This is a genomic window from Pseudomonas donghuensis, from assembly GCF_000696345.2.
Classification (GTDB): domain Bacteria; phylum Pseudomonadota; class Gammaproteobacteria; order Pseudomonadales; family Pseudomonadaceae; genus Aquipseudomonas; species Aquipseudomonas donghuensis.
Genome location: NZ_CP071706.1, coordinates 1,544,106 through 1,556,096, shown reverse-complemented (window position 1 = coordinate 1,556,096; position 11,991 = coordinate 1,544,106). Strand labels below are relative to the sequence as shown.

The 11,991-nt window shown below is 60.6% G+C and carries 12 protein-coding genes and 1 tRNA gene; 6 read left to right on the top strand and 7 right to left on the bottom strand.

Features of this window, described 5'->3' with window-relative positions; genetic code table 11:
• Positions 1–19 precede the first annotated feature (19 nt).
• The 4 genes from BV82_RS07140 (at position 20) to BV82_RS07125 (ending at position 4,917) form a co-directional block, all read left to right on the top strand.
• Complete coding sequence (locus tag BV82_RS07140; protein ID WP_010223150.1) at positions 20–667, top strand: response regulator; 648 nt, start codon at positions 20–22, stop codon at positions 665–667.
• Positions 668–838: 171 nt separating this feature from the next.
• Positions 839–1,435 carry a fimbrial protein gene (locus BV82_RS07135; RefSeq protein ID WP_026001321.1) on the top strand — a complete coding sequence of 199 codons (597 nt, stop codon included), beginning with the start codon at positions 839–841 and terminating at the stop codon, positions 1,433–1,435.
• 87 nt (positions 1,436–1,522) lie between these two features.
• Positions 1,523–2,266: a fimbrial biogenesis chaperone gene (locus BV82_RS07130; RefSeq protein ID WP_026001322.1), complete on the top strand. Its 744-nt coding sequence runs from the start codon at positions 1,523–1,525 to the stop codon at positions 2,264–2,266.
• Between the two features lie 86 nt (positions 2,267–2,352).
• Positions 2,353–4,917 (top strand): fimbria/pilus outer membrane usher protein, encoded by a 2,565-nt coding sequence (locus BV82_RS07125; protein ID WP_081492794.1) that lies wholly within the window; start codon positions 2,353–2,355, stop codon positions 4,915–4,917.
• A 24-nt stretch (positions 4,918–4,941) separates the two neighbouring features.
• Here the strand turns inward: BV82_RS07125 and BV82_RS07120 are convergent, their stop codons facing one another.
• The 7 genes from BV82_RS07120 to dapA all read right to left on the bottom strand — a co-directional run bounded on the left by BV82_RS07120 (position 4,942) and on the right by dapA (position 10,627).
• Positions 4,942–5,610, bottom strand: coding sequence for a class I SAM-dependent methyltransferase (locus tag BV82_RS07120; protein ID WP_010223154.1), 669 nt, complete (start codon positions 5,608–5,610; stop codon positions 4,942–4,944).
• Between the two features lie 232 nt (positions 5,611–5,842).
• Complete coding sequence (locus BV82_RS07115) at positions 5,843–6,781, bottom strand: hypothetical protein (protein ID WP_036994163.1); 939 nt, start codon at positions 6,779–6,781, stop codon at positions 5,843–5,845.
• Positions 6,782–6,938: 157 nt separating this feature from the next.
• Positions 6,939–7,028 (bottom strand) — tRNA-Ser (locus BV82_RS07110).
• Positions 7,029–7,121: 93 nt separating this feature from the next.
• A complete protein-coding gene (gene purC, locus BV82_RS07105) occupies positions 7,122–7,832 on the bottom strand; it encodes a phosphoribosylaminoimidazolesuccinocarboxamide synthase (protein WP_010223163.1) in 711 nt (236 codons plus the stop codon).
• A 27-nt stretch (positions 7,833–7,859) separates the two neighbouring features.
• Positions 7,860–8,618 carry an MBL fold metallo-hydrolase gene (locus BV82_RS07100; RefSeq protein ID WP_010223164.1) on the bottom strand — a complete coding sequence of 253 codons (759 nt, stop codon included), beginning with the start codon at positions 8,616–8,618 and terminating at the stop codon, positions 7,860–7,862.
• Positions 8,619–9,731: an outer membrane protein assembly factor BamC gene (gene bamC, locus BV82_RS07095; protein ID WP_010223165.1), complete on the bottom strand. Its 1,113-nt coding sequence runs from the start codon at positions 9,729–9,731 to the stop codon at positions 8,619–8,621.
• A gap of 17 nt (positions 9,732–9,748) precedes the next feature.
• Positions 9,749–10,627, bottom strand: a complete 879-nt coding sequence (gene dapA / locus BV82_RS07090) for a 4-hydroxy-tetrahydrodipicolinate synthase (RefSeq protein ID WP_036994162.1) — start codon at positions 10,625–10,627, stop codon at positions 9,749–9,751.
• A 260-nt stretch (positions 10,628–10,887) separates the two neighbouring features.
• Between dapA and BV82_RS07085 the strand changes: the two genes are divergently transcribed.
• Both BV82_RS07085 and BV82_RS07080 read left to right on the top strand, forming a co-directional pair.
• Positions 10,888–11,448: a glycine cleavage system transcriptional repressor gene (locus BV82_RS07085; RefSeq protein ID WP_010223167.1), complete on the top strand. Its 561-nt coding sequence runs from the start codon at positions 10,888–10,890 to the stop codon at positions 11,446–11,448.
• Between the two features lie 10 nt (positions 11,449–11,458).
• Entirely contained in the window at positions 11,459–11,932 is a 474-nt protein-coding gene (locus BV82_RS07080) for a peroxiredoxin (protein ID WP_010223168.1), read from the top strand.
• The last annotated feature ends 59 nt before the right edge of the window (positions 11,933–11,991 follow it).

The following is an 11,991-nucleotide window of genomic DNA, read 5'->3' as shown; positions in this document are numbered from 1 at the left end:
GGTACTACGGACGGCCTTTATGGACAAACTCAAAGTCATCATCGCGGACGATCACCCTATCGTGCTGCTTGGCGTGCGCGAACTGGTAGAACGTGACGAGCGTTTTTGCGTGGTCGGCGAGGCCGTGTGCTCGAAAGGGCTGATCGAACTGCTTGAGCAACAACCGGTGGACCTGGTGATCACTGACTACAACATGCCGGCCGATTCACCTTACGGCGACGGCCTGAAGTTGGTCGATTACCTGAAACGGCACTTTCCGCAGTTGCAGGTGCTGATTCTGACGATGATCTCCAACCACCTGATTCTCACCCGCCTGCATGAGCTGGGCGTGGTCGGGGTAATCCAGAAGAGCCAGCTGCACACGGAAATCCAGCTGGCACTCAAGGCCGTTGCCCAACAGAGCCAGTATCGCAGCCTGGAGCCGGCGAAAACCTCGGTCATCGAAACCACGGCGGCGATCGAGGATCGGTTCGCCACCCTGTCACCCAAGGAGTTCGAAATACTGCGCCTGTTTGTTGCCGGTAAAAGTGTTAGCGATATTGCCCGCAGCCAGAACCGAAGTGCCAAAACCATCAGCGCGCAAAAGATTTCGGCCATGCGCAAACTGGAGGTTAATAGTGATCAGGATTTACTGACTTATTGTTTGGAGCGCAGCATCTTCAACTAACCGGTATGGCAACAACGTCATCCGTCGACAATGGCTTTGTTGCGCAAGTAGCCGCCACTTCTTCAGCACAGACCTTATAAGAATCGTCTGATGTTCGGCAAACACCCCGCGACCTATTGTGTATTGGCATTTTCATGCAGCACTTTCCAACCAATACAAATGGACATCACCATGAAGAAGTTCTCACTGGCCCTTATCACCCTGTCCGTCATTGCCGCCTCCGGCAGTGCCCTGGCTGCCGATCCGACCCCTGTTCAAGGTGGCAGCGGCAAGATCACCTTCACCGGCGTGATCAACAACGACGCCTGCTCGGTTGACGGCGCCAACGCCGACCGAGTGATTTCCGTCGATATGGGCACTGTGTCGATCAAGGACATGGGCACCGCCGAAAGCCCATCCTCGGGCCGTGTGACCGGTAAAGACTTCAACCTCAACGTCAACTGCAACCTGGGCACCAAAGTCTCGATGATCTTTGACGCTGCCAGCGGCGGTTCGGGCCTGGTCACCGGCAAGAAAGTCCTGGCCCTGACCAAAGGCACCGGCACTGCAGCCAACGTCGGTATCGCCCTGCTCGACAGCAACGGCGCGCTGATCGACCTGAGCTCGAAAACCACCGCCAAGATCCAGAGCGACATGCACGGTACCAGTGCTGCCGGTGGCGACGCGATCCTCAACTTCTCCGCCGCCTACGTCACCACTGGCGCAGCCGGCACCGCCACTGCCGGTCGCGGTGACGCCACCCTGCCGTTCATCCTGCAATACGAATAACGCGTAGCGCCTGAACTGCTATGTGCGAGGCCGCCCGGCCTCGCCATTGACGCTGAATCAAAAGCCCTGAATCAAACGGTACACACCATGTTGCGTCGTTCTATTCCCGCATGCCTGGGGTTGCTCGGCATGCTCATGGCCGGCCAGGCCATGGCCAGTATTTCATTGAGTGCCACGCGTATTGTCTTTGATGGCAACCACAAGGAAGCCAACGTCACCGTGCGCAATGGCAACCAGGATGTGCTGATTCAATCCTGGGTCGACGACAACGATACCCAGCGCAGCGTGCCCTTTGCCGTCACCCCGCCACTGGCACGGGTGTTCGCCCGTGAACAGCAATTGCTGCGGGTGTTGTACGAAGGCACGGGCATGCCCGCCGACAAAGAGTCGGTGGTCTGGCTCAACGTACAGGAAATCCCTCAGGCTGCGGCGGCGGCCAACACCTTGCAGTTGGCTGTGCGCCAGCGCATCAAGATTTTCTTCCGCCCCGCCGGCTTGCCAGGCAATGCCCTGCTGGCGCCGACCGAACTGCAATGGCAACTGCTTCGCCAAAGCGGCAAGACCCTGTTGCAGGTCAATAATCCGAGCCTGTATCACGTGTCGATGGCGGATATAAAACTTGAGGCGGGCAAACACAGCGAGCTGGCCGTGGATTCGACCATGGTGGCGCCCGGTGAAGTAAAAACGTTCCCGGTTAAATCGCTAAGCGCCGACAACAACGTGCGCCTGATGTTCTCCAGCATCAATGACTACGGTGCGCAAAGTCAGTACACCGCGACACTGTCCAGCGGCCACGCCAGTACTGCTGCCGAAGCGCCGACGAAACAATAACGATTGAGGCCAAGGCTTTAATCCTGCGCGTGATTGCGCCCCTCGCCGCGCCCAGTCGTCATTGACGATGATACAGGTTCCTTTGCATGTCTTTTTCTTCCGGTAACAGGCCAACTCATTGCGCCGGCCAACGCCTGCGCGCCCACACTGCAACTGCCAGCCTGTTGAAGTTGAGCGCCCTGTCGCTGGCGGTAGTTGCCGCGCTGCCGGCCCTGGCCGAACAGCACGCCAGCGATGCGCAACAACTGGAAGCCTTCAACACCACCTTTTTGCAAGGCGCGCCGTCGTCGGTTGACCTGCAACTGTTGCTGTCGGCCAACAGCGTACTGCCGGGCAATTACCGGGTTGACCTGTACAGCAACGAAGTGCTGGTGGGCCGGCGTGACGTCGACTTCAACCGCAACCCGGCCACCGGCCGCGTCGAGCCCTGCCTGACCCTGGAACTGCTGCAACAGCTGGGCATCGACATGAACAAGCTGCAGGCCCAAGGCAAGTTCGACCCAAACGCCCCGCAAAGCTGCTACGACCTGCCCGCCATGATCGAACAGGCCAGCCTGCGTTATGACGCCGCCCGCCTGCAGTTGGCGGCCAGCGTACCGCAAGTGGCGATGCAGCGTGGTATTCGCGGTTACGTCGACCCCGCGTTGTGGGACGACGGCGTGCCTGCGGCGTTTATCAACTACCAGTTCAACAGCAGCCGCAGCGCCGGCGAGACCGACACCCGCATCGCCAACAACCTGGGCCTGCGTAACGGCATCAACCTCGGTGCCTGGCGTTTTCGCAACGAGTCGAACTTCACCAGCAGCACCGGCCGCCCGAGCACCTTCAAGAGCAACCGCAGCTACCTGCAACATGACGTAACGGCGATCAAGGGCCAGTTCAGCGCCGGTGATATCTTCAGCGACACCGACCTGTTCGACAGCGTGCGCTACCGTGGCGTGAAGCTTGCGTCCGACGAAGGCATGCGCGCCGACAGCGAACGCGGCTACGCGCCGATCATCCGTGGCGTGGCGCAGACCAACGCCACTGTCGAGATCCGCCAGAACAATTACATCCTCTATACCGCCAGCGTGCCACCGGGGCCGTTCGAGATCAGCGATATCTACCCGTCCGGCTCCAACGGCGACCTGCAGATCACCATCATCGAAGCCGACGGTCGCCGCCGGGTGACCACCCAGGCGTTCTCCAGCCTGCCGATCATGGTCCGTGAAGGCCAGGTGAAATACAGCGTCTCGGCCGGCCAATACAACAGCAACACCGACGGCATGGCCACGCCGAACATTCTCAGCAGCACCCTGGCCTACGGCATCAGCAGCAACCTCACCGGCATCATCGGTGTACAGGCCAGCGACAACTACAAGGCGCTGTCGCTGGGCGCCGGCAAGAACACTGCGCTGGGCGCCGTGTCATTCGACGTCACCCACTCGAGCAGCCGCGCACAGGGGCAAACCACCCAGGGTAATAGTGTGCGCGCCCTGTACGCCAAGACCTTCACCGGCACCGACACCAACTTCACGCTGGCCGCGTACCGCTACTCCACCGAAGGTTTCCGCACCCTGACCGACCACGTCCAGGACTTGAGCAGCGACCTCGAACGGCGCCCGGGCAACTCCAAGACCCGCACCGACCTGACCATCAACCAGAGCATGGGCCGCAACCGCGAACTGGGCAGCCTGTACGTCAACGCCAGCGACCAGCGCTACTGGAACCGCGGCGGCTCGCAGAGCTTTTCGGCCGGCTACAGCAACAATTGGGGCGAAGCCAGCTACAACATCGGCGTCACCCGCAGCAAAGACCTGGGCGATGGTTTTGGCGGCTCAAGCAGCGATACCCAGCTCAACCTGTCAGTGTCCTTCCCACTGGGCAGCCGCGCCCGCGCGCCGCGTGCATTCATCACCACCAGCACGCAAAAAGGCGGCGACAGCACCCAGGTCGGCGTCAACGGCTACCTGTCCGAGACCAGCGACACGTTCTATTCGGTACAGGGCGGCAACAGCAGCTCCGGCGGCAACTCCGCGTCGGCCAACCTCAACACCCGCACCTCGGTGGCCGACATTACCCTGGGCTACAGCCAGGGCCGCGGCTACGACTCGCAGAACCTCAACGTTGCCGGATCCGTGGTCGCCCACGAAGGCGGCATCAACCTGGGCCAGACCGTCGGCGAAACCTTCGCCCTGGCCCAGGTGCCAGGGGTCAAAGGCGCCAAGATCAGCAGCTACAGCGGCGTCGAAACCGGGCGCAACGGCTACGCGGTGATCCCCAGCGCGCAACCTTACCGGGTCAACTGGATCAGCCTGGACACCCGCGAGCTGGGCGGTGACATCGAAATCGACAACGCCACCCAGCAACTGGTGCCACGCCGTGGCGCCGTGGTGGTGGCCCGCTACACCGGCAAGAGCGGGCGGCGGGTACAGTTCGAGCTGTTCGACGAACAGGGCGGGATGATCCCGTTCGGCGCTTCACTGGAAGATGCCAGCGGCAAACAACTGGCGATTTCCGACCCCAACGGCAAGGCGCTGGTACTACTGGAAGAAGACCAGGGCAGCCTGACAATCAAGTGGGGGGAGCGCCAGTGCAGCGCACCATACAACTTGCCTGAGCGCGACAAGGCGTTGAACTATGAGCGACAGCGCCTGGTGTGCCAGCCCTGAGCACGGCACACCCGCCTGGATCGATTACATGCGTTGAAGCACGTAACTGTTCTCGAAGCCATGCACACAGCCCAGTACATGGAAGCCGTTGAAGTAGCCCGTGGCCCTGAGCAGGTCAACAGCCGGTCCGACCTCGGGCGAATGCTGGAAATCACCATAGTCATCGAACACGATAAAGCCGCCAGGCACCACGCTCGGTGAGTACAGCAGGAAGTCCAGCAACACGTTGCGGCCGGCATGACCACCGTCGATATGCAACAGCGCGACCTTGGGTGCGAGGCTGTAGAAGCGCTCGGCACACAGCTCCGAGAAACCGCGGATCACTTCGGCATTAGGCAACATCAGTTGCTTGTAGTGGCTGAACTCTTCGAACTGGTTTGGCAGCGCGAACGGGTCGATACCAATGATGCGGCGCTCGCGGTTGCACACCTCATTCATCAGCACCAGCGACTTGCCCTTCCACACGCCGATTTCCACCACATCACCCGGCACCTCGGCAATCAGCAGAGACAGATAGCCCAGCAGGCGCACATGATCATGAAAGGACAATTCGCGGCGCGGCATTGCCTGCTCGGCCGGCAGGGTCGCCTGCGCTTGTTCGAAGTGCTGGCCGATCAAGGCCCAGACCTGCCCGATACTGTCATTCAATTCCGGATTGCTGATGAAGTCGTTGAGCTCTTGGATGGTAATCATGTTTTCTCTGATTGCTTCGAACGAATAAAGGCACGTGCGCTGCAAAGCACGCTGAATTCAGGCCTGGGCCAATGGTGGTTGATAGTATTCTGGCGTCAGAAAAAGTAAAGCGCGGCGTAGTGGCACAATTGCCCTACCTCAAACAGCAGAAACGAAAAGCCCCTGAATCTTGCGATTCAAGGGCTTTTTCATGCATGGCAACGTTTTGCTACGCCAGCCTGTCGGCAAAACGCTAGGGCCCAAGAGTCCTGGCTGTCAGGTCCATGGCCGCTGCTGTACCGGGCTCACCTTCAAACGCTTGTTGCGGTACCGCCGCCGGACGTACGCGCAACAGACGACAGGTCATCCACCAGCAAAGCGCAACGAAGACGTTGTACGGGAAGAACACCAACCAGAGAGGCATCAGCCACCATTTCTTGCCCTGCTCTTCCCCCGGCTCTCCCGTGCGCCAAGGCACGTAATGACACAATGCCTGACGGGGTGTCAGGCAGATTGCGTTATGCGGTACAGACCACCAGTGGGGTTCTTCAGGAACGGGCAGTGTATCCGGGCCATGGGCCATGAACTGACGAATGTATTCCCACACCTGAGCAACGAAGATCGGCCGTGGATCGCTGGGTTCATTGCTGTCTATACAGATGCTATAGGTGGGTGCCCAGGATTTGGCATTCTGCCGGGCTTGCAGGCTGTCTTGATGGCTATCGAATGCATTCAGGATTAATGAAGTAGTACTACTGAACGACCGGCCGGAAAACTCGGTTCGCCCGATTATGCCGGCGTTGACATTCCCCCAGTCACCGACAAGCAGTGTCTTGCCCTTGAGGTAGTAGATTTTCTGGGTGTGGCGATTGAAATAGAAGTTCGATTGACTGCTGATCAAGTGGATTCGGTAGAAAAGGAACAACGAAACGCCCAGCGGCATGAGCAGGGGAATGAAAAGCACCCAGACTTCAGCGGATGGCGTGTCATTGATCACGGCACAGAACATCCATACCCACAGCAGTAGCGTAATGACTATCGTGGCAGAGAACATCTTTGCCATGAACGCTGAATCCGCCGGCATGGGATTGCGCAGGCACAAAACGTTTCCGTCCATGGAAATGTACTGATCACCAATAGACGGTACCGCCTCGGCCTTGTCTTTTGCTGTCCACGTCCAACTGATGGTCATGTGTACCTCCCTGGTCGACCCGCTCACATCTTAACGTGGCGACGCTGGTTGTATCACTGCCTTGGTCGGGGCTGGTTGAGCGTGCAGACCGTCAATTCATGACAATCGAAAAACAAAAAACCCCTGAAACCATTGGTTTCAGGGGCTTTCGTATGTATGGCGGAGAGATAGGGATTTGAACCCTAGGTACTGTTGCCAGTACAACGGATTTCGAATCCGTCCCGTTCGGCCACTCCGGCATCTCTCCAGTGGCGCGCATGATACCAGCAGTTTGCCGAAAGGCAAAGCCTGTTTGCGAAAAAAATTCGCGTGGTATCAGGCGCTTGCGTGAACTTGTCGCTTACAGCGGCACGCCCAGGCGTTTGGCAACTTCTTCGTAGGCTTCGATAACGTCGCCCAGACCCTGGCGGAAGCGGTCCTTGTCCATCTTCTTGCGGGTCTCTTTGTCCCACAGGCGGCAGCCGTCCGGGCTGAACTCGTCGCCCAGGACGATCTCGCCGTGGAATACGCCGAACTCAAGCTTGAAGTCGACCAGCAGCAGGCCGGCGTCGTCAAACAGCTTGCTCAGCACTTCGTTGACCTTGAGCGACAGGGCTTTCATCTTCACCAACTGCTCCGCGGTACCCCAGCCGAAGGCAACCACGTGGGATTCGTTGATGAACGGGTCGCCCTTCTCGTCGTTCTTGAGGAACAGTTCGAAGGTCGAAGGCTCGAGCTTGATGCCTTCTTCGACGCCCAGGCGCTTGACCAGGCTGCCGGCAGCATAGTTACGCACGACGCATTCGACCGGGATCATGTCGAGCTTCTTGACCAGGCACTCGTTGTCACCCAGCAGCTTGTCGAACTGGGTCGGGATGCCGGCTTCTTCAAGCTTTTGCATGATGAAGGCGTTGAACTTGTTGTTCACCATGCCCTTGCGGTCGAGCTGTTCGATGCGCTTGCCGTCGAACGCCGAGGTGTCGTTGCGAAACAGCAGGATCAAGCGGTCAGCGTCGTCGGTCTTGTAAACCGACTTGGCTTTGCCGCGGTAGAGTTCTTCACGTTTTTCCATGATGGGCTCCGCTTGCTAAATGATGGGCTAGGCGATTTCACGCCAGTCGAGCCCGGAATCCTGATTGGCCACTTGTAGCCAGTCCGGGTCGCAGCCGAGGGTATCGACGAAGCATTGCCGGGCCAGCTGTGGCTGGTTGTTCTTGCTGCTGAGATGGGCCAGCACCAGGTGTTGCAGGTTCTGCCAGTCCAGCTCCGACACCAGGCGCGCGGCCTGATGGTTGTTCAAATGTCCGTAGTCGCCGCCCACCCGCTGCTTTAAAAACATCGGGTAAGGCCCGCGTCCGAGCAGGTCGCGACAGTGGTTGGCCTCGATCAGCAGGGCATCCAGGCCCTGGTAGCTGCTGAGCAGGGCCGCGTCATACGAGCCCAGGTCGGTCAGCACACCAAAGCGCCGGCGACCATCACCAAATACGTACTGCAGCGGCTCCAGCGCGTCGTGGGTGACGCCGACGGCAGTAACGCTCAAGTCGCCCAGCTGCAACGTGTCATTGGCGGCCAGAAAGCCTGCGGCCTCGACCGGCTTGCGCATGCCGCGCAAGGTGCCACGGCTGAGGTAGACCGGTACATTGTAGCGCCGCGACAGCAAACCGACCCCATGCACGTGGTCGGCATGTTCGTGGGTGACCAGCACCGCGCTCAATTGCGCCGCAGAAACGCCGAGCAGCGCCAGGCGCCGCTCGGTTTCACGCAGGGAAAAGCCGCAATCGACCAGGAGCAAGGTGTTGCCACTGGCGATCAGCGTGCCATTTCCCTGGCTTCCACTTCCAAGTACGGCGAAGCGCACTTAACCCAGGTTGTCCTGAATCACGCTCAGCACGCGGCGGGCGACGTCTGCCGGGGCCACGGTGTTGATGTTCTTCTCGACGGTCACCTGGACGCTTTCGCCCACCTTGCTCAGGCGAACCTGATAGCGCTCGGCACGGGCTTCACGCTCTTCCTTGCTCGGTGCGCTGCCGAACAGGCGGCTGAAGAAGCCTGGCTGCTCCTTGGTCTCGGCCTTCTCGGCGAGGTTGATGTAGTACAGGCCCAGGCTGCGGTTGATGTCCTCGACGCGCCAATCACCCTGTTCCAGGGCACGGCCGACGCTGGACCAGGCGCGATCGAGGTCGGCGCCCAGGTTCAGCACCGGGTTGCCGCTGCCGTCTTCGCTGAGGCTGACGCGGCTCGGGGCGTCGAAGTCGCGAGCGGCGAGCAACGATACCGAACCACCCTTCTCGGCGCTGCGGGTCATGCTGGCGAGCATTTCGTCGACCAGGATGGCGTCGACACCGGTGTTGGCCGAACGCGCCGGGAAGTCCTGCTCGGCCGTGCTGCCGGCCGGACGCTCGACGGTAACGATGTAGACCTCACTGGTGTTGCGCTGCACGCCCGGCTCGATGCGGATGCGTGCACGGACTTCGTTGTCGCTGCTGCTCGAAGCACTGCCCAGGCGCTTGGCCATGGACGCCGAGAGCTCGTCGAAACGCTGCCAGGTGGTGTTGAATTCGCCGGTTTGTGGACGCTCTTCGGCAATCCGGAAGCCATTGTCTTCGAAGAACTGACGGGCAACCGGCCAGACTTCAGCCGGCGAACGCTGGGCCAGGACCCAACGCGCGCTGCCGCTCTTCTGCAGGCTGAAATCGCTGATGTCGGCGCCCGCGCTCAGCGGCTGCGGACGTGGCACTTCGAACTCGCCCTTGACGTTGTCGTCGGCGACGTTGCGCGGGATCGGCAGCAGCGGATCGAGCCGCTTGGCGCTGCTGACGTCCGGTGGCAGCTGCATCGGCGGCTTCTGGGTGGCCTCCAGATAATCGCTGCCGCGGTCACGGAAGTAACCCTCTTCGCCCCAGAGCCAGCCACAACCGCTGGTACTGGAGATGATCAAGGCAAGGGCGGAAAGACCAGCCAATCGCTTCATGCGGTGTACGTCCTCAATTAAAACTGCAGGCCGCACTGGCGCATCGCCTGGCGTACCGTATCGTGACAGGATTCGCTCAGCCAGGTCAGTGGCAGGCGGATGCCTTGCTGCATCAGGCCCATTTCGACCAAAGCCCACTTCACCGGAATCGGGTTGGCTTCGATGAACAGGTTCTTGTGCAGCGGCATGAGTTTTTCGTTGATCGCGCGAGCCTTCTCGGCATTGCCCTCAAGGGCGGCTTCGCACAGATCGGCCATTTCCCGCGGGGCGACGTTGGCGGTCACGGAGATGTTGCCTTTACCGCCCATCAGGATCAGCTCAACGGCGGTCGGATCGTCGCCGGACAGGACGATGAAGTCCTTGCTGACGCCATCGAGGATGGCCTTGGCGCGCGTAACGTCGCCGGTGGCTTCCTTGATGCCGATGATGTTCGCCACGGTCGACAGGCGAATCACGGTCTCGGCCTGCATGTCGCAGGCGGTGCGGCCGGGTACGTTGTAGAGGATCTGCGGGATGTCGACGGCTTCGGCAATGTGCTTGAAGTGCTGGTACAGGCCTTCCTGGGTCGGCTTGTTGTAGTACGGCACCACCAGCAGGCAGGCATCGGCGCCGGCTTTTTTGGCGTTGCGGGTCAGGTGCACCGCTTCGCTGGTGGAGTTGGCGCCGGTACCGGCGATCACCGGGATGCGGCCGGCAACGCGCTTGACCACGAACTCGATGACCTTGATGTGTTCATCGACGTCCAGGGTGGCGGACTCGCCGGTGGTACCGACGGCGACGATGGCATGGGTGCCCTTCTCCAGGTGGAAGTCCACGAGTTTGCCGAGGCTGTCCCAATCAAGACGCCCTTGTGCATCCATGGGTGTGACCAATGCCACCATACTGCCCGCAATCATGAATCTGCTCCTGCCGGAAAAAGAGAGCGGTAATGGTACTGGCGCCATCGGCCTTGCACAAGCGAAGCAGGCGGGCGGAGCATTCCCCTCGGCGGCCATTTTCGCTACCCTTCTGTCTTTGATCGGTACATAGTGGCCCGCCGGGCTGCCGACAACGCGCGTAGCCAGCGCCCGAAGCCTCGATCCTGAGCCCCGGGCTCTTGCCTGCCGGCCTTTTTGCCACGTCAGGTACCGACCGCTCATCGCTTTAGGAATGCTGCATGTCCACCCCCACCGTTCGCGAACAATTCCTTGTCATCAGCGCCCTGGGTGCCAATCCCATGGAGCTGACCAACATCCTGTGCCGGGCCAGCAACGACAATCGCTGCTCGGTCGTCACCTCGCGCCTGACCCGCCACGGCGAGTGCAGCGCCCTGGTGCTGCAGGTCACCGGCAGCTGGGACGCCCTGGCGCGCTTCGAAGCCGCCCTGCCGGGCCTGGCCAAGAAGCACACCTTCACCGTCAACGTGGTGCGCAGCGCCGAGCTGGAGGTACGCCCGCTGTCGCTGCCGTACGTGGCCTATGTCAGCGCCGCCTATCGCCCGGACATCATCAACGAGCTGTGCCAGTTCTTCATCGACCACCACGTGGAGCTGGAGAACCTGACCTGCGACACCTACCAGGCGCCGCAGACCGGCGGCACCATGCTCAACGCCACCTTTACCGTGACCTTGCCGGCCGGTACCCAGATCAGCTGGCTGCGTGACCAGTTCCTGGACTTCTCCGATGCGCTGAACCTGGATGCGCTGATCGAACCGTGGCGCCCACAGAACCCGATGTAAGGAAGCTTTCATGGCCGTTGAACTCGACCAACCCGTCGCCGATTTCCAGGCCCTGGCCACCAGCGGCCAGAGCATCAGCCTGGCTGAGCTCAAGGGCAAGCAGGTGGTGCTGTACTTCTACCCCAAGGACAGCACCCCGGGCTGCACCACCGAAGGCCAGGGTTTCCGTGACCAGCATGCGGCATTCGACGCGGCCAACACTCTGGTGTTTGGCGTTTCGCGCGATGGCATCAAGTCCCACGAGAACTTCAAGGCCAAGCAGGCCTTCCCCTTCGAGCTGATCAGCGACAAGGACGAGGCCCTGTGCCAGCTGTTCGACGTGATCAAGCTGAAGAAGCTCTATGGCAAGGAATACCTGGGCGTGGACCGCAGCACCTTCCTGATCGACAAGGACGGCGTGCTGCGCAAGGCCTGGCGTGGGGTGAAGGTGCCCGGGCATGTCGATGCCGTACTGGCGCAAGCGCAGGCGCTTAACAAGGCCTGATAGCGCTTTACCTGTGGGAGCTGGCTTGCCAGCGATTGCATCACCGCGCTAGCCGCAAG